Here is a 17,573-nt window from a genome sequence, read left to right on the forward strand (position 1 = left end):
TAGAGAAGCAAGGTCGTGCGCCCACGGAAGGCGCTTTTTATCACACGGAGGTGACCATTATGACCATAGAACCGATTTCCAGTCTCATGACAGTGCAGGCACAGAACACGTCCGCTGTCAAGAATGCGACTACAAAAGTGACCACAGAGGAAAACGCCTCTGAATACAATTCTGCCAATGTAAAGCCAATAGACAAGATCGATCAGACGACAGCAGTCGTTGAGAATGCTCAGGGCAAGGAGCAGAGCAATACCTCTGCCGATCCCAATGGGGAGCAGCAACAGCATGTGACCAATGAGCAGATCAAGAAAGCGGTAGAGAAGCTGAACAAGAGCATGATGTCTCATTCCGAAGCGGTCTTCGGCATTCATGAGGCAACCAACCGCGTAACCATCAAGATCATAGATAAGGATACCAAGAAAGTGATCAAGGAACTTCCTCCCGAGAAGACCCTGGACATGATCGCCAAAGTGTGGGAATTAGCCGGTATCCTGGTAGATGAGAAGAGATAAGAAGTAAGAATCAGGAGGAACACATTATGGCAATGAGAATGTCAGGTCTGATGTCCGGTATGGACACAGAGACTATCATTAAGGAACTGGTATCTGCCAAACAGACCAAGGTGGATGATGCAAAAAAGGCACAGACCAAACTGCAGTGGAAGCAGGATGCCTGGAAAGAATTAAATACTAAACTGAAAAATCTGCAGGCAAAATATATCGCTAATATGCGTTTTACGTCTTCTTACAGCAAGAGGACCACAAAAGTATCCAACAGTAATGCAGTCAGCGTGATCACCGGTGAAAATGCCGTCAAGGGAGTACAGTCCCTGCAGATCAACAAGCTGGCCAAGACCGGTTATCTCACCGGCGCACAGATCAAGGCTGCCGATGGGGGAAGTCTGACTGCTGCATCTAAATTAAGCGAACTGGGAGTGACCGGAGAAGGTACCTTCAATATCACTGCGGGTGGAAAGAGTGTGGATATTACGGTAAATGGTGACAGTACCATTTCCGATGTGCTGAATAAGATCAAGGAAGCAGGTGTCAATGCCAGCTTTGATGCGAAGAACCAGAGATTCTTCGTCAGTGCCTCCGCATCCGGGCGAGACAATGACTTCAGTATTACCGCATCGGACAGCACCGGTGACGCAGCGCTGTCAGCATTGGGACTGAAGGCAAGTCTGATCGGCGATAAGGGGGATCAGGCAACACTGGACAGATATAAGGAGTATGCGGCTTTCTATGTAAGCGGAGATGATGCAGCTACTCTTGCAAATATTAACAAGGATGGCCGTATCACAAAGGATATTGAATCCAAAGTAAGCAGTTATCTGGAGCAGTATAAGTCTCTGCTCAGCACTAAGAGTGATGCACAGAAGAAGATCGATGAGATCAATGAAAAATATAAGGATTCCAGCCTGGATACTGTAGAAAACTATACGAAACAGTTGGAAGCAAAGCAGAAAGAGAAGACAGAGCTGGAAGAAAAGATCAAGAATCTGACAGATGGTGATGAAAAAGATACTGCACAGAAGGAACTGGATACGCTGAATGAGAAGATTAAGACATTGTCTGAAAAGAAGGCGGATGCCCAGTCTCTGAAAAGCGCACAGAAGAGTATCACCGATGCAGATACAAAGATCGCAGATATACAGAAGCATATTACTGTAACAGAAGGTACCGATGCGGACGGTAATGCAACTTATACTGCAGAAGCCACACAGACATTGAAGGACCAGGTAAATAACAGCTATCTGTCTCAGGCAAAATACGCGTCCGATGTTGTAACATCCATCAATAACGGAACCTATACGGCTACCGGAGCTACTAAAATCAGTGGTCAGGATGCCAAGATTACATTAAATGGTGCGGAATTCACCGGCAACAGCAATGTCTTCGAAATCAACGGCTTGACTTTCACTGCGCTCAGTGAGACGAAAGACGGTGAGGATATCACTGTTACTACCGAAGATGATGTAGATGGCATCTATGATATGGTGAAGAACTTCCTGAAGGAGTACAATTCCATCATCAATGAGATGGACAAACTGTACAATGCGGATTCTGCCAAAGGGTATGAACCCCTGACAGATGATGAGAAAGATTCTATGTCTGACTCTGAGGTAGAGAAATACGAGACCAAGATCAAGGATGCTCTGCTTCGCAGAGATAGTAACTTGTCTACCATCAGTTCTGCATTGAAGAGTATTATGTCCGGCAGCGTGGACGTGAACGGCAAGACTATGTACCTCAGTGATTTCGGTGTTGAGACCCTGGGTTACTTTGAGGCACCGGACAATGAGAAAAATGCTTATCACATTGCAGGTGATCCGGATGATGCCAATACCTCCGGTAAATCGGATGTGCTGAAGAGCATGATCAGTAATGATCCCGATACGGTAATCGCTTTCTTCTCTTCTCTGTCTAAAAACTTATATACCAAAATGAGTGATCTGTCCAAATCTGTAGACGGATATCGTTCTTATGGAAGTTTTTATGATGACAAAAAGATGACTTCGGACTATAATGATTACAAGACGAAAATATCCGAGCTGGAAGAGAAGCTGAACGATTACGAGGATAAATGGTATTCCAAGTTCTCCAAGATGGAGACGGCTCTTGCAAAGCTGCAGAGTAATTCCAGTGCGGTGACAAGTTTGCTAGGAGGATCATGATATGGCGTTACCTAATGCCTATGCGCAGTACAATAACAGTAAAGTGTTGACAGCTTCCCCCGCGGAACTGACACTGATGCTCTATGAAGGTGCCATTAAGTTCTGCAATATTGCAGAAGTGGCAATAGAAGAAAAAGATGTTGAGAAGGCACATAATAATATCCGTAAGGTACAGAATATCATCGGATACCTGCAGTCTACCCTGGATACGAAATATCCCGTAGCACAGGATTTCATCAATATCTATGATTATCTGTCCAAAAGATTGCTGGAGGCCAACGTAAAAAAGGATAAGGAAATCCTGGAAGAGGTCAATATGCATCTTCATTCCGTAAGAGATAACTGGAAGGAAGTCATGCGCATCAACCGTGAGAAAGGGGCTATCTGATGGAAAGTCAGCTGACGATATTGTCCGAGAGCCTGGATCGGAAGCTGGAGGTATTACAGAAGATTCAGGAATATAATAAGCGCCAGGAGGAAGTTTTTTCCGCAGAGAAGGTGGATATCCGTCAGTTCGATGCTGCCGTGGAGGAGAAACAGCACCTGATCGATGAAGTGGTACGCCTGGATGACGGCTTTGAAATTCTGTATGAAAAGCTGGCAAAAGAGCTGGAGGGCAACAGACAGCGCTACGCAGCACAGATCAAGGAAATGCAGGCCAAGGTAGCCAAAGTGACAGAACTCAGCGTGTCCGTACAGGCACAGGAAGCCCGGAACAAGAAACTGGTCGAGAATTATTTCGCCAGAGAACGTGCCGGAATCGGCCAGAGACGCAAGAGTGCCAAGAGCGCCTTTGACTACTACAAGAGCATGAGCGGCGCCGGATATGTACCGCCCCAGATGTACGACAATAAACAATAAATACAACGGATAAAGGGAAGCAGATAGAGATATCGGCTTCCCTTTTTTATGACGGAATCAATGTGATAGAATAAAAATGTGGTTTCGGCTAAAATATAATCAGAGTATAGATTGGCCGAAAAATGCTTGATATTTTAAAACAATCCGGCTAAAATATAATCATAAAAAAGATTAGCCGAAAGAGGGACTTTTATGAGTTATATCAAAAGAAATCTGGAGAATGTAGTAAGACAGGTAACCAGGGAATATCCGGTACTCCTGGTAACGGGACCGAGACAGGTAGGAAAGACGACAATGCTCCAAAAACTGATGGAGGGAACGGAGCGGGGATATGTAACACTGGATGATTTGAACGAAAGAAATATTGCAAAGACCGATCCGGAACTGTTTCTGCAACTGCATAAACCACCTGTATTGATTGATGAGGTTCAATATGCACCGGAACTGTTTACTTATATCAAGATAAATGTAGATAAAAACCATGAGCCGGGAGCATTTTGGCTTACGGGATCACAGGTGTTCAAATTGATGCAGGGAGTACAGGAGTCACTGGCAGGAAGAGTGGCAGTACTTTCACTTACATCCCTGTCACAGGCAGAGATATCCGGAGGAACGATGAAACCGTTTACGGTAGATCTGGAGGATTTAAACGAGAGGCAGAAAGAGAGAGAGCAAGCTGATACAAGAGAGATCTTTGAACGGATTTATCAAGGCTCCATGCCTGCGATCGTAAGCGGTATTAACAGTAACAGTCAGCTTTTTTACAGCAGTTATCTGTCTACTTATATTGAGCGGGATGTAAGAGAATTATCGGATGCCATAGATTCGCTTAAGTTCCTTCGGTTTATTACTGCGGTGGCAGCAAGATGTGGGCAGATGGTTAATGCAGCAGAGATTGCCAGAGATGCAGATATCAATCAGACGCAGGCGAAGGATTGGCTGACAATTCTGGAAACGCTGGGAATTATTTTTTATCTTCATCCGTATTCTAATAATTTGTTGAAGCGCCTTGCGAAAACGCCCAAACTGTATTTCTACGATACGGGTCTGGTGTGTTATCTGACGAAATGGAGCAGTGCGGAAACGTTAGAATGCGGTGCTATGAACGGGGCCATTTTGGAAAATTACGTGGTCGCGGAAATTCGGAAAACCTACCTGAATTGTGGAAAAGAGCCGTATTTGTACTATTATCGTGATAAAGATGCCAGGGAGATTGATATTGTCCTGGAACATGATGGAATATTGAATCCGATTGAGATTAAGAAAACTGCAAATCCCGGAACAGAGCTGGTAAAGGTATTTGAATTACTCGACAAGGCATCAACGCCTCGTGCGAAGGGCGCAGTTATCTGCATGAAACCGGGACTTAGTGCGATTGACAGAGACAATTATATCGTACCGGTCTGGATAATCTAAAATAAAGTCCCTGCCTGAATATCAGACAGGGACATATGTAACTTCCGCTTGAGAATTTGCCGAAGTAACTTCAGCTTTGGGGATAGATCGACCGGAATTTACTTTGGCAATTGAGGGGATTAATGCCCAGGCAGGACAATCCATGCTGACCCAGGCCAATCAGAGTAGTCAGGGCGTACTGCACAAATTATGATTGATTTATCGGTAACAATATGCTATTGTAAATTCACAGAATTTCAATTCTGGCAGACAGACCAAATCTTAATTCAAATCAAAAAAATTTTTAGGTGTATCACCATTGATTTCACTGGATGAGAAGGTAATAGAATGATAAAAATACTTTCTGATTGGAAAGAGTAATACTGAAAGGAAAACATATGAGCGAAGTAAAAGTAGTAAGAGATGAACAAGGTAATGCTATTGTTATAATACCGGATATTATATTTTGGAATAAACAGGACATTGACTGGGATGCAGTAAAAGAATACCTAAAGAAGTACCTTGGTGAAATAATTGAGAATAAACAAACGAAAGAAAAAATAGAAATAGGAACTAAATTCGCAGATGAGTATACGGGCTCAAAGTATTCAGAACATATAAGGGGAGCACGGGCAAAAGCCAAGGCAAATGCAGCACAAGGAATCCGAGAACTGGTAGAATCAGCTGCCAATAAAATACATAGTGAAAATAAGAAGAGTAAACATAAGAAAGACGCAAAAGGTGGCTGGAACTATTATACGGTCAGATTTGCGCTACCAGTTTATGATAACAATAGAAAGACAGAAGAATATGATGTTTACATGGGGAGGCTGGTAGTAAATAGGACACAAGACGGAAAATTGTATTTATATGATTTGGTGGAAATAAAAAAGGAAGCAAGTACCCCACTCAAGAATACATAGTAAACAAGTGGTAAAAACTGCTTCCTTTTTATATAATATATCTTATCAAAATAAAAAAGTCAACATTTTTTGTAAAAAGGGGTTAAGTTTTAAAAATCCTCTCCGATATACTTATCAAGTAAAGCAAATAAAACAAATGCTTACCTAACAACTTCTTCCAATCAAAGGTTTCGCACGCCGGAGAGAGGGAAGACAATGGCGATGAGAGTAAAGGGAAGTGCGAGCCCGGAGCAGACATTGCCAAAGCAAACAACGGAGCGCAGGGAAGTGCTCGTCAATTCAAGGAGGAATATATTATGGTAGTACAACACAATCTTACAGCTATGAACTCTAACAGAATGTTAGGTCTCACCACCAAGACTCAGTCGAAATCTACTGAGAAATTATCATCCGGTTACAAGATCAACAGAGCAGCAGATGATGCAGCAGGACTTGCAATTTCCGAGAAAATGCGTCGTCAGGTAAGAGGTCTGACTCAGGCTTCTGCTAATGCTCAGGATGGTATCTCGGCAGTACAGACCGCTGAAGGTGCTCTGAACGAAGTTCATGATATGCTGCAGAGAATGAATGAACTGGCAGTTAAGTCCGCAAATGGTACCAATCAAGACGAGGATAAGAATTATATCCAGGCGGAGGTAGCTAACCTGATTACTGAGATTGACCGTGTGGCGACTACGACTACTTTCAATCAGAAAGCTTTGTTAGATGGAACATTTTCAAGTGTAGAGCTTCAGGTAGGTGCTGAGTCTGCAGCAGGCAATCAGATTAAAGTGACAATTGAAAAGATGGATTCTACCGGTCTTGCAGTAGCTACGATAGACGTAGGTTCTCAAGGCGATGCAAAAGGAGCGATTGATGACATTAAAACTGCAATTACTTCTTTAAATAACCAGAGATCAAATTTAGGTGCTATCCAGAATAGATTAGAGCATACCATCAACAATCTGAATAACGTTGTGGAGAATACGCAGGCAGCAGAGTCTCAGATTCGTGACACTGATATGGCTACAGAGATGGTTAAGTATTCTAACAATAATATCCTGGCACAGGCAGGTCAGGCTATGTTGGCCCAGTCTAATCAGGCAAACCAGGGAGTACTTTCTTTACTGCAGTAGTGACAGAAATAGTTTTATTTTTAGTATTATTTAACAGAACAGTAAAAATCGACAGCCTATGATTATAAAAATCATAGGCTGTCAGTTTTTTGTCAACGCATGAGAATCAGAAGATGAAAGGTTTTTTACCATCCATAATAGTTTGCGTAATATATTTAGTCATTGCGTTAGTCTGCTTTTTGTAAAAAGGATAATCGTGCCCTGCGCAGTTCTGTATGGGAGTCATATAGTCACCATATAAGGCAGTGAGTATGTCGTCATATTGTTTAGGAACCGGTATCAGAATATTCTCAAAAGGAAGATAATCATAGGTATTAAACCATTCGCGCTGTAGACGAATATCCTTTTGCGAATCTTCAGGTATATAAGAGATGAAAGAGGAGTTGGATCCATTGTATATCTGACATAATGAATCAGCTATGCGCAATAACTGATTCTTGATGCAGCGACTGGTATCTAATTTAATGTTGCATAGTTTTTCCAAGTCTGGAATCATCGATATGACCTCTTCTGGTTTGTCATCATATTGGTTTACAGCGGAAATCAGGATATGAATCAGTTGATACAGAATAGATTCTTCATCCGGATTCGTTGTCACGGTATCAAGAGGAAAAATATCAACCCCGATAATGTAGGGACAACGGTGGAATTGAGATAACCGCGAGTAATTATAAGAAATACTGGTGGCATTCAAAATACGTGAAAAGACATAGTTATAGCTTTCTTCACTATAAGGACTGTTGATATGATACTCTCCGGTAAGCTCTAGAGGCGCTACTTTTAAAAAGCGTTGATAGTCTTCACGTAGCATACAAATATCGGTATCATCGTCCCAAGGTATAAACCCTTGATGACGTACGGCTCCCAGTAAAGTACCATAATATGCAAAATAGGGAATATTATACTTTTCACAAATCTGTTGAATGACACACATGACTTCTAACTGTGCTGCCCATACACATTTCATCATGGGCTCAATATAAAAACCTTCCCTGGTTTCTCCTAAAAAGTAGGAATCGTCAAATGTTAACATAGTTATTTGTTCTCCTTTGTATTGTTTTGTTCCATGAGGCATTCCGCCAGTATCCGCTCCTGTTTCTTCCAAAAAGGGTAGTCATGAGTCTGAGTACCACGAACAGGAGTCATATAATTCCCATAATTTACTTTGAGAATCTCATCATATCCGGCAGGTGCTGTTACGGTAATCGTCTCAAAGGGAAGTACAATACGGTCCTGATACCATTCAGCTTTAAGGCGCAATTTTGCTCCACTGTTAGCATGGGTGGCATAATGGGAAATGTCTGTTCCACCACTAGTATTATAGATCTGGCAGACATAATCTGCAGCCCTCATAAGCTGAGGTTTCAGTTTTTGCGTAGGATCCAAAGTAATATGACATAAAGTTTCAATATCCGGTAGTAGAGAAAGCGCCTGTTGGAGATTATCTTCCGATATTTGAGCAGTATATACCAAAATCCGTAACAATTCACATATCATGTGATCCTCCTCGACAGTTGGAGCAAGAACATCTAGCGGAAAAAGATCTAATCCAACAGAGTAGGGACATCCGTGGAAACGGTTGAGATATTCAGGAGAATAGTTTATTTTTAAACCGTTACGGATAATTGCATGGAGCTGATGATGAAAAGGATTGTTATGAATGCTCAAAAGTTGCCACCCTTCCGGCAATTCTGCAGGAGCGATTTTCAAAAAACGCTCATAATCGCTTCGTAACATGGAAATATCCATATCATCATCCCAGGGAATAAATCCCTTGTGGCGGACGGCACCGAGAAGTGTGCCATAGTCAGCAAAATATTGGATGTCGTGACGATTACATATCTCGGCAACAACTTCCAATACCTCGATCTCAGCGGCCCAGGCGCATTTCATCATAGGTTCAATATAAAAATCGTCACGGATTTCACCTTGAAAATAATTGGGGGGAAAATTAGCCATACAAAAGCCCTTTCTCGTATCGTTAAAATCAAATCAAGCATAGCATATCTGAGCATAAAAAGATAGAGAAAGATGGATAAAAAATGCAAAATAGAAAAAGAAAATAATGACAGGGCTTATAGGTGATTGATAAATGATTTTATCAATTCCTGTGGATAACTTTCCGCTATATAAGGAGAGAAAACAGGTCATTATTCAGAATTGTTTCTGAATTGACATGAATCATCAGATTTTGGGCGTTTTTTAATAAGCCCTGACAGCATTATGACAATTGAATATTTTTTCAGGCAACTAAAGGTTTCAGGCTTCGAATGTATTGTGGACAACTCATCGCGTTCGCAACGATTACCGTTAACTGGCTGGCGATACCGGCCAGGAAGACATCTGCTTGTGTGGTGGTATGGTTCCTTGTCTTTCTTCCAGCGATGCACATGTTGATTTTAAAATGATTGATGGCACGCTCAACAATCGTTCTTATTTTATAAGTGCGGTTCCATTCATCGGAATCATGCTGGATACCGGGGAATATACGTAAATCCATGTTTTCATAAGTATAAGTTGTTCGTCCACTTTTGGCGGTACTGCAGGGATTTTTACAATCACAGATCCAGCCTTTATTGTAGCGCATTTTCGGACAGATTCATTTGATACGGCCTGAACGTCCTTTTTCTTTGGTAACACCGCAGTATTTCATATCGAGGGAAGAATCGTTTGGACAGGTAGGTAGGATAACCATAAGCATTGTAACCGACTTTTTTTAAATCACTTTCGTTTCTGGAATTGTATGGGATCAAAGCCTTTGAAAAATGGAAGTTTAAAACGGGAACTAAAGCAGAGGCATCCCCTACAGATTTATCCTCATCAGGAGAATCCGTTTTCTTTTCAACAACAAGATCAGGATGGGAGGCTTTGAAAGCTTCATCATCAAGAAAAACGATATGGCGGACGATGCCTAGTCCATTGGTAAGAACGGCAAATTTATCAGCATAGTAGAAGTGACCGTTGATATACATTTGTTTGGCATCCGGGCAGGAAACAGTCTGTGGGGGTATGAGACCATAAGCCATCTTGTAAGGATCAATGTTGAGTTTGTCTTTATAGAAAGCCTTGAGTTTTTTAATCAGAGCATTCAGGATTTTGGGATTGTTTTCTGTAACAAAAAGTTCAATACCTGATGTATCGAAAGTGAGCATTTGAGCAAGAGAGGAAGGACTTCTGCTGAGCGTTCTAACAAACGCGAGAAATTAGACTTTAAATTAGAAGACGGCAGACACCGCTCAACTAAGATGTGGTACTGCCGTCTCTATCACATCCTGATGTTACAGCATCTGGATGCATGGGATTTGCCACCTGAATCACCCCTGAAAAAGTTGATTTTGAATATAGCATAATCCTATAGATTATTATATCTCATTTTTTGAAACATAGCGACAGTTATGTTTATTTCTTGCATTTATTTTTACGTTCAAGAATAATATTTACTTGTCAAAGTTCAATGCCAGAGTTTTGCTGGCATGATCACTCAGGATTCCGAGAGATCATTATAGAGAATCAGATCCTGCCCATCGTTGAAATATTCTGCGAGTTCTGGCTGGAAATTGGATAACAGGACACCTCTGGAACCCATAATATCCAGGGCGCGTAACGGGATGCCGGAATGTCATAACACCATGCCAGATAGGGAAGTTGATGTTCGTGACACAGGGCGGCTGCCAACGGGAAAAAGTTGATACTCATAACGGCGTCGCAGGAATCGGACTGCAATTGTTTCTCTAAGCGGTCACAGAAAAAATCGTCATGGAATTTATTGGGGAAGTGGTAATATACCGTCTTACAGGTATGTCCGAGCTGCTTCAGATAGAACAGCGTATCCTGGTAGGTATAGCTTCCCATATCGTAAAACAAAATATTCATGTAAATCTCCATAGTATAGAAAAGCTTGTTGTAGATGATTATTCAAAAGCTTTTTATTAAAAGCAGTTTGAATAATTTGTTTTTAATAAATATCGTGCAATGTGAGATTGCTTCGTTGATAATATGGCATATATAACATATACTAAAGGAGCTTCCTGTATAATTCAAATATAGGGAATTCCAAGAAAGAAGGTTGAGAAAAAAATACCTCAGTATAAAATAAGATTACTGACTTAGGCGGTTAGTAAAAATCTTATTAAATAGAGAGGTATCTAAAATGAATTGTAACACACAAAACGCAAAGATTGCACCCATAACTGAAAAAACTTTAATTGTTGGTATTGATGTCGGTAGCGTGACTCACTATGCCAGAGCTTTTGACTGGCGGAATTACGAGTATAGCATAAGTATTTCAAATACAAACTGTTCGAAAAAATCAATTATGATAGTGTGTGTGAAAAGTTAGGACAGGAGAGAGAAAGATCGCGGAAATGGCTGGATCATGCACTGTCTAAATAGGAGCGGACTTAATGTTAAAAATACTAATTATTACACCCAAAATCCTGTATGACGCAGAAAAACTATGTGATGACCTTAAACAGAATTATAGTGTGCAACTCGTAACATGCAATTCCGAAAAAGATTATCCCCATGAACTGTTATCCAAGGACCCCTTCGACCTGATCATCACGTTTGATCTTGTCGGGTTTGAACAGACGACTTTGATGGGCGGCATTTCCTACAATTTGGTCAACAGTAAGTTCGTGAACTTTTTGTTGCATGAGAACCTGCAGAACGAGAAATACTTATCCAAGCAACTGAGTCTTTCTATGTTTTTCTACTGCGCAGACAGGAAATACGTGACATACTTAAGAGAACACTATCCGGATATTCCGTATTTGAAATCACTGCAGGGATCAGAGGAGACTGTGGAGGCTGCTATGAGATCTGCGGTGGAGGAAGTATTGGCAGAATGCCATTTGGCTTAGAAACATTACGTTACATAAAAATGCTGGGACTATTAAATAGTCACCAGCATTTTTGATGAATTTATTTTAAAAATACGGATATAATAAAAACAGTAAAAACGTTTTTATGCATTGAAAAATAGAAATAAAAATGATAAAATGATAGAACAAAATCATAATTAATGTAGATATAATGGGAGACGCAAAGATGAGAATATTGAGAATTGAAGCAGAGGGGATCTTTCTTTTTGAAGGTAAAGCGGTGATTGATTTTAATGCGGAGCAGAGAGTATACCCGGATAATGCAGCAATGCTTTATAATCCATTTGGGAATACTTATACAAATAATGTTTTATCATTTGTTGGTGTTAATGCATCCGGAAAAACGACCACCCTTAAATTAATTTCTTTTGTTATGAGTTTGCTTAATGCGGAGGCAATCAATACCATTGATACCAAAGTAATTTTGGAAAAATCTACAAAAGTAGTATTAAAGACATATTTTTATGATGAAAAAGCCGGTGTATGTTTGTTAGAGACAGTTATCGGTGTAACAAAAGAGGAGGGCGCGGTCGATAGATATACCATTTTACATGAGAGACTTTATATTCGTAAGGCGGGATCCATAACTTCCAAGGCAAATTTATTTCAGTTTGCGAATAATGATTTATATCAATCCAGAGATGCGTCGGAAGAGCAGCTTTTGTTTTTAAAGGATGATGTTAGCATAGTCATTGCTTTAGGAAAGTCCGGAAATGTTTTCTTTAGAGATATGACAGAATGGACAGATTTTAATATTTTGAATTCATTCGGGGATTTTCCGATTGCTTTAATTCAGTTTCTTGATCCTAGTATAGAATATATTAAATTTAATCCGAATGAAACAGAATTAATTGTTAAATTTAAGAAATATAAAGAGCCGATTTCTATGCGCGGAATACAGAACATAAGCCACTATTTGTCGTCGGGCACCATTAAGGGACTGAACATATTTATGCAGGCATGGATGGCGCTGATTAAAGGTGGATATTTTCTCGTTGATGAGATTGAAAATCATTTCAATAAGGAGATTGTCGCAACCCTGATTAGATTTTTCATGGACGAGAAAGTCAATAAAAGAGGAGCAACATTAATCTATTCTACTCATTACGTTGAGCTGTTGGATGAGTTAGATAGAAATGACGGAATTTACGTGACCAGAAATAACGATGGAATTTCAATCCAAAAATTACATCATATTTTAAAACGAAATGACATTAAAAAAAGTGATGTATTTCAGAGTGGGATGCTGGAAGGGACGGTTCCTTCCTATGAGGCATCTATGAGATTGAAGAAAACATTGGCTTCAGGTACTATAGTGGAGGATAACAAATGATAGAATCATCTTTATCTCCAATAGTTGCATGTATCTGCGAAGGTGGTGCTGAGACTGCTATTATTGATATGCTTGTGGACAATAACCTGCTTGTTTTCACGCGGGAACAAATGCTGAATGAAGAAGTTATCCGCTGCAGAAGCGCAAAAGTGTTTGAACAGCGATATTTAAGAAAAGAATTTAAGAGTAAAATTACAGTACTTCGGGTTTTGGATTCGCACTCAGAAGGGTTTCGATTAAGTCTTGCATATGAACACAAAGTGGATAACATTATTAATGTGGTAACATCTCCTGAAATTGAGATGCTATTAATTTTGGCGGAAGATAAATACGAAGAGTACATGAAAAAGTCCAGTTCTATGTCACCTAGTGTTTTTTGTAAACAGGTACTAAAAATGAAGGACAAGATTAAAAGCCGAGAATTTGTTCGGGAGTATTTTGCAGATATTGATATGTTGGTTAGTACGATTCAGGAATACAAGAAAAAAAGGATTTTAAAAAAAGGAGAGATATATCTGGCGGATTTACTGAAGTAGACATTGTATAATTACATATTGTAGTAAAAAGGACATCATTAGTGGGATTGATGATGTCCTTTTAGGTTTTAAATAGTCGCCAGCATTTTTTGAATACGATCAGGATAGGTGAAGTATTCTTTTATCTTCTCATACCCATTTTGTGCAATCTGTTCCCGGATATCGTCATGCTCCAGGTAATACGCAGCCTTCTCCACAGCTTCTTCCATGCTGCTGTAGAGGATGAGATCCTGGCCGTCCTCGAAATATTCTACGAGTTCCGGTTGGAAGTTGGACAGGAGCACACCTTTCGCTCCCATGATATCCAGAACACGCAGGGGAATACCGGACTGGATGCTTTTCAGTGTGGGGTTCAGGTTCAGCTTGCTGTAGCGGAAGACACAGGGCATTTCTTCCATATATTTTACCGGACCCAGGGAGATGACATGGTCACTGAGGGAATGCGGTTTCGTAGTATAGAAGTGGGTGTTGAACAATTCGCCCATCTGCTCCAGCAGGAAACACCGTTCCAGGTTCGTGATCTCTGAGGCTATGGCAAAGGATAATCCTCTGCGGTTCAAGGTCAGGGAAGTCTGCCCTATTTTCCGGAAAGACTGATTCACGGAATCCAACAGCTCGTCCGTGATCAATTCATCAATAAAATAATACCCGTATACCCGCAGCTGAGCCTGGAGGATTCCTTCGATGTAACCTTTGATATAATCGTCCGCAGAATACAGAAGTACCTGCAGGGGAGATTCGTACAGATGGCCGATAAAGGAGACATCACAGCGGTGCTTTTGCATCTGTGCAGGGGAAAACTGCAGTCTGTCCAACCGGTCCGTATTGACGGCCAGGGGCAGGTGATACACCCGGGAATATCCGAGGCTTTGATAATGCTCGGCTTCGATACGGTCGAACAGGAAAATGCGATTCGTATCGTAGGAGAAGCACTCTTCCAATTTTTCTTCCAGCGGACTGTCATAGCACCATGCCAGATAGGGAATCTGATGCGCATGGCACAGCGTTGCGACCAGCGGGAAGAAGTTAATGCTCATGACGGCATCGTAGGAATCGGACTGTAATTGCTTCTCAAAGCGGTCACAGAAAAAATCGTCATGGAATTTATTGGGGAAGTGGTAATATAACGTTTTGCAGGTATGACCAAGCTGCTTCAGATAATACAGCGTATCCTGATACGTGTAACTTCCCATATCGTAAAATAAAATGTTCATGGAAATCTCCGTGTTGAGGCGGGAAACCCCTTTGTATGTTGATAAAAATATTATGGGACATATATACGAAAATGGCAAGGAAAACCTTGTACTTAGATTTATTCAAAAGCATTTTATTAAAATTAATTTGAACAAAAATACTTTTAATGAAAATGTTGCAATATATACAAATAAGAGAAATAATTTTCCCTTGCATCTCCTCTGCAAATAGTATAAAATAAACCCAGTGTTGCAAACAAAATATTACAATAAAACGCACAACGGGGTGCATGCCGGGAGGCATGCGCCCTTTTTTGCGTCAGCATTTATTTTTGTGTACAGTGGATGTAGTGTGCCAAAGCTTCTAAGTGTTTATGCTGCCGGATTGATATCCGCTGTCGGCATCTTCGTAGGTTCCGCGGTTTTCCCATCCGTTTCCGGTGAAGTGGACGCTGAATTCTCCGGGGAAGCTGCCGGGGTGGAGGTTGCTTCCGGCGTGGCACTGGGCTTTGCTTTTTCCAGTGAAGCCTTAACGGCTTCCAGCAGCACCAGGGAAGTATATCTGGTCTCCGCAGAATACGTCACCTGACTCAGATCCTGCGTCTCGCAGATCTGCTCACTCAGGGAATCCATGGTGGGCTCCAGCAGTGGATACATGGTGGTCAGGGTCTCATCGGGATCTGCCAGGCTTAAAGATGTGATGGCGTGGTCGTTTACGATGACCTCTACATTTGCGGTCTCGCTGCCGAGGATCAGCTCCGTGGTGTAGATTCCCGGGATATATGTATTGGCAGTACCGACAGGCCCGGAAGCATTATCCAGAACAGCGTCGGTATCGGCAACGGCCCCGGTGGAGACATCCTCCGTCTGTGCGGATTGCGGGATACGTCCGAGATCCGCCACATTGTCCGGCATAACGGTCTCGGCAGTACTGTCAGGGGAATCCGGTGCCCCGGAGGTATCCGCAGCTTTTCCGGGCAGCAATAACATTAACAGTAATATGACGAACAGCACTCCCAGCGCAGCGAAGATTCCGGTATACAGCAGCTCTTTTCTGCGAAGGACAACGATCTTTGTATTTGCACTCATTCTTAAGTCTCCTTGGAATGATGGGATGATCTTTATAAATAGTATGCGGAGGCCGGTACTCATAGTACAGCAAATAAGGAGAACTTCACATTGACAAGACAAAACAGGCATTGCTATAGTTAAAACAAGTATTTTTCACGGATGCGTCCGCCCCGTGGAAAAGGAGCAGACAGGCGGCGCAGAAACGAGGGTAACGATGAATAATTATACCAAGGAAGACATCATCCGTCTTGTGGAAGAAGAGGATGTGGAATTTATCCGTCTGCAGTTCACGGATCTGTTCGGCAATCTGAAAAATATTGCGGTGACAGCCAGCCAGCTGGACCGCGTATTGAGCAATAAATGTATGTTTGACGGTTCGGCTATTGACGGTTTTGCACGGATTGAAGAATCCGACATGTATCTGTATCCGGATCTGTCGACACTGGAGATTTTTCCCTGGAGACCCCAGCAGGGCAAAGTGGCCCGTATGATCTGCGATGTATATCGTCCCAACGGACAGCCTTTCGAGGGAGATCCCCGTTATGTGTTAAAGCGTGCGGTGCAGCAGGCAGAGGACATGGGATATACTTTTGAGGTAGGCCCCGAGTGTGAATTTTTCTTATTTAATACGGACGAAAATACCATGCCTACCACCAACACCCATGAGCAGGCAGGGTATTTCGACATCGGTCCCCTGGATTTCGGCGAAAATGCCCGTCGTGACATTGTCATGAATCTGGAGGATATGGGATTTGTCATCGAGGCTTCCCATCACGAGATGGCTCCGGCCCAGCATGAGATTGATTTCAAATACGATGAGGCATTAAATACCGCAGACAACATCATGACCTTCAAGATGGCCGTACGCACCATTGCGAGACGTCATGGATTGCACGCTACTTTTATGCCGAAGCCTAAGTTCGGTGTCAACGGTTCCGGCATGCACATCAATATGTCCTTGCAGAAGGATGGAAAAAACATTTTCCAGGATGCTTCCGATCCCAATGGTCTGAGCGAAGAGGCTTACTATTTCATCGGTGGTATCATGAGACATATCAAAGGAATGGCAGCCATTACGAATCCGCTGGTGAATTCCTACAAGCGTCTGGTACCCGGTTTCGAGGCACCGGTCTACATTGCATGGAGCACGACGAACCGCAGCCCCTTAATCCGTATTCCGGCTGCTGCAGACGGAGAGGGCACCCGTATCGAGCTGCGTAGTCCCGATTCTGCTGCTAACCCTTATCTGACACTGGCAGTCTGCCTGAGTGCAGGATTAGAGGGCATCCGGGAGAAAATAGAGCCGCCTCAGAGCATCAATGCCAATATTTTTGCCCTGTCAGAAAAAGAGCGTGAGGAATTGCATATCGATCAGCTGCCCGGCACACTTCTGGAGGCAGTGGAGGAACTGGAGAAGGATACTTTCATTCAGAAAGTGCTTGGAGATCATATTGCCGGAAAATACATCGATGCCAAGCGGAAAGAGTGGCATGAGTACCGTTCTCAGGTATCCGAGTGGGAGATTCAGGAGTATCTGTACAAGTATTAAAATATTCCTTTCTTTTGTAGGATGATATAAAAAACAC

Annotated in this window: 18 protein-coding genes; 11 read left to right on the forward strand and 7 right to left on the reverse strand. The window is 42.0% G+C overall.

All coding sequences use genetic code 11. The features are described 5' to 3' along the window. Positions 1–59: 59 nt before the first annotated feature. From DW835_RS01490 to DW835_RS01520, 7 genes are all read left to right on the forward strand, one after another. Positions 60–512, forward strand: coding sequence for a flagellar protein FlaG (locus DW835_RS01490; RefSeq protein WP_117464624.1), 453 nt, complete (start codon positions 60–62; stop codon positions 510–512). 26 nt (positions 513–538) lie between these two features. After that, positions 539–2,677, forward strand: a complete 2,139-nt coding sequence (gene fliD / locus DW835_RS01495; RefSeq protein ID WP_118730545.1) for a flagellar filament capping protein FliD — start codon at positions 539–541, stop codon at positions 2,675–2,677. Position 2,678: 1 nt separating this feature from the next. Beyond that, positions 2,679–3,065 carry a flagellar export chaperone FliS gene (fliS, locus tag DW835_RS01500; RefSeq protein WP_118730546.1) on the forward strand — a complete coding sequence of 129 codons (387 nt, stop codon included), beginning with the start codon at positions 2,679–2,681 and terminating at the stop codon, positions 3,063–3,065. Next, complete coding sequence (locus DW835_RS01505; RefSeq protein ID WP_117464620.1) at positions 3,065–3,538, forward strand: flagellar protein FliT; 474 nt, start codon at positions 3,065–3,067, stop codon at positions 3,536–3,538. The genes fliS and DW835_RS01505 overlap by 1 nt, the downstream gene beginning before the upstream one ends. 192 nt (positions 3,539–3,730) lie before the next feature. Beyond that, positions 3,731–4,954 carry an ATP-binding protein gene (locus DW835_RS01510; protein ID WP_118730547.1) on the forward strand — a complete coding sequence of 408 codons (1,224 nt, stop codon included), beginning with the start codon at positions 3,731–3,733 and terminating at the stop codon, positions 4,952–4,954. A gap of 377 nt (positions 4,955–5,331) precedes the next feature. Further along, entirely contained in the window at positions 5,332–5,856 is a 525-nt protein-coding gene (locus tag DW835_RS01515; protein WP_118730548.1) for a hypothetical protein, read from the forward strand. Positions 5,857–6,152: 296 nt separating this feature from the next. Then, positions 6,153–6,971: a flagellin gene (locus DW835_RS01520; protein WP_118730549.1), complete on the forward strand. Its 819-nt coding sequence runs from the start codon at positions 6,153–6,155 to the stop codon at positions 6,969–6,971. A gap of 106 nt (positions 6,972–7,077) precedes the next feature. On the opposite strand, the gene DW835_RS01525 is transcribed toward DW835_RS01520, so the two are convergent. The 5 genes from DW835_RS01525 to DW835_RS01545 form a co-directional block, all read right to left on the reverse strand. After that, the gene (locus tag DW835_RS01525) at positions 7,078–8,076 is read right to left on the reverse strand and encodes a LicD family protein (RefSeq protein WP_147353687.1); all 999 of its coding nucleotides are present in this window, start codon (positions 8,074–8,076) and stop codon (positions 7,078–7,080) included. Continuing rightward, complete coding sequence (locus DW835_RS01530; RefSeq protein ID WP_117464617.1) at positions 8,007–8,930, reverse strand: LicD family protein; 924 nt, start codon at positions 8,928–8,930, stop codon at positions 8,007–8,009. The genes DW835_RS01525 and DW835_RS01530 overlap by 70 nt, the downstream gene beginning before the upstream one ends. 283 nt (positions 8,931–9,213) lie before the next feature. Further along, positions 9,214–9,471, reverse strand: a complete 258-nt coding sequence (locus DW835_RS17785; protein WP_147353688.1) for a hypothetical protein — start codon at positions 9,469–9,471, stop codon at positions 9,214–9,216. A gap of 73 nt (positions 9,472–9,544) precedes the next feature. After that, positions 9,545–10,123, reverse strand: a complete 579-nt coding sequence (locus tag DW835_RS01535) for a hypothetical protein (protein ID WP_118730551.1) — start codon at positions 10,121–10,123, stop codon at positions 9,545–9,547. Between the two features lie 358 nt (positions 10,124–10,481). Continuing rightward, positions 10,482–10,844 carry a hypothetical protein gene (locus DW835_RS01545; RefSeq protein ID WP_117464615.1) on the reverse strand — a complete coding sequence of 121 codons (363 nt, stop codon included), beginning with the start codon at positions 10,842–10,844 and terminating at the stop codon, positions 10,482–10,484. Between the two features lie 611 nt (positions 10,845–11,455). On the opposite strand from DW835_RS01545, the gene DW835_RS01555 reads away from it, so the two are divergent. The 3 genes from DW835_RS01555 to DW835_RS01565 all read left to right on the forward strand — a co-directional run bounded on the left by DW835_RS01555 (position 11,456) and on the right by DW835_RS01565 (position 13,723). Beyond that, positions 11,456–11,833: a hypothetical protein gene (locus DW835_RS01555; protein ID WP_147353689.1), complete on the forward strand. Its 378-nt coding sequence runs from the start codon at positions 11,456–11,458 to the stop codon at positions 11,831–11,833. Between the two features lie 187 nt (positions 11,834–12,020). Next, positions 12,021–13,187 carry an AAA family ATPase gene (locus DW835_RS01560; RefSeq protein WP_118730553.1) on the forward strand — a complete coding sequence of 389 codons (1,167 nt, stop codon included), beginning with the start codon at positions 12,021–12,023 and terminating at the stop codon, positions 13,185–13,187. Then, positions 13,184–13,723 carry a hypothetical protein gene (locus DW835_RS01565; protein WP_117464612.1) on the forward strand — a complete coding sequence of 180 codons (540 nt, stop codon included), beginning with the start codon at positions 13,184–13,186 and terminating at the stop codon, positions 13,721–13,723. Before DW835_RS01560 ends, DW835_RS01565 begins: the two co-directional genes overlap by 4 nt. A gap of 68 nt (positions 13,724–13,791) precedes the next feature. Here DW835_RS01565 and DW835_RS01570 read toward each other — a convergent pair whose 3' ends face one another. Both DW835_RS01570 and DW835_RS01580 read right to left on the reverse strand, forming a co-directional pair. Next, the gene (locus DW835_RS01570; RefSeq protein WP_118730554.1) at positions 13,792–14,937 is read right to left on the reverse strand and encodes a DUF3880 domain-containing protein; all 1,146 of its coding nucleotides are present in this window, start codon (positions 14,935–14,937) and stop codon (positions 13,792–13,794) included. Between the two features lie 351 nt (positions 14,938–15,288). Further along, positions 15,289–16,005, reverse strand: a complete 717-nt coding sequence (locus tag DW835_RS01580; RefSeq protein WP_181968577.1) for a hypothetical protein — start codon at positions 16,003–16,005, stop codon at positions 15,289–15,291. A gap of 196 nt (positions 16,006–16,201) precedes the next feature. Between DW835_RS01580 and glnA the strand changes: the two genes are divergently transcribed. Further along, positions 16,202–17,536 carry a type I glutamate--ammonia ligase gene (gene glnA, locus DW835_RS01585; RefSeq protein WP_117464793.1) on the forward strand — a complete coding sequence of 445 codons (1,335 nt, stop codon included), beginning with the start codon at positions 16,202–16,204 and terminating at the stop codon, positions 17,534–17,536. Positions 17,537–17,573: the final 37 nt, after the last annotated feature.

The sequence above is a fragment of the Clostridium sp. AM34-9AC genome, assembly GCF_003480225.1.
Taxonomy (GTDB): Bacteria; Bacillota; Clostridia; order Lachnospirales; family Lachnospiraceae; genus Acetatifactor; species Acetatifactor acetigignens.

Coding starts and splice junctions, on each gene's coding strand:
- glnA (WP_117464793.1), top strand. CDS start 16,202: ATGAATAATTATACCAAGGAAGACATCATCCGTCTTGTGGAAGAAGAG.
- DW835_RS01505 (WP_117464620.1), top strand. CDS start 3,065: ATGGAAAGTCAGCTGACGATATTGTCCGAGAGCCTGGATCGGAAGCTG.
- DW835_RS17785 (WP_147353688.1), bottom strand. CDS start 9,471: ATGGATTTACGTATATTCCCCGGTATCCAGCATGATTCCGATGAATGG.
- DW835_RS01545 (WP_117464615.1), bottom strand. CDS start 10,844: ATGAATATTTTGTTTTACGATATGGGAAGCTATACCTACCAGGATACG.
- DW835_RS01510 (WP_118730547.1), top strand. CDS start 3,731: ATGAGTTATATCAAAAGAAATCTGGAGAATGTAGTAAGACAGGTAACC.
- DW835_RS01530 (WP_117464617.1), bottom strand. CDS start 8,930: ATGGCTAATTTTCCCCCCAATTATTTTCAAGGTGAAATCCGTGACGAT.
- DW835_RS01535 (WP_118730551.1), bottom strand. CDS start 10,123: ATGCTCACTTTCGATACATCAGGTATTGAACTTTTTGTTACAGAAAAC.
- DW835_RS01580 (WP_181968577.1), bottom strand. CDS start 16,005: ATGAGTGCAAATACAAAGATCGTTGTCCTTCGCAGAAAAGAGCTGCTG.
- DW835_RS01515 (WP_118730548.1), top strand. CDS start 5,332: ATGAGCGAAGTAAAAGTAGTAAGAGATGAACAAGGTAATGCTATTGTT.
- fliS (WP_118730546.1), top strand. CDS start 2,679: ATGGCGTTACCTAATGCCTATGCGCAGTACAATAACAGTAAAGTGTTG.
- DW835_RS01490 (WP_117464624.1), top strand. CDS start 60: ATGACCATAGAACCGATTTCCAGTCTCATGACAGTGCAGGCACAGAAC.
- fliD (WP_118730545.1), top strand. CDS start 539: ATGGCAATGAGAATGTCAGGTCTGATGTCCGGTATGGACACAGAGACT.
- DW835_RS01570 (WP_118730554.1), bottom strand. CDS start 14,937: ATGAACATTTTATTTTACGATATGGGAAGTTACACGTATCAGGATACG.
- DW835_RS01565 (WP_117464612.1), top strand. CDS start 13,184: ATGATAGAATCATCTTTATCTCCAATAGTTGCATGTATCTGCGAAGGT.
- DW835_RS01560 (WP_118730553.1), top strand. CDS start 12,021: ATGAGAATATTGAGAATTGAAGCAGAGGGGATCTTTCTTTTTGAAGGT.
- DW835_RS01520 (WP_118730549.1), top strand. CDS start 6,153: ATGGTAGTACAACACAATCTTACAGCTATGAACTCTAACAGAATGTTA.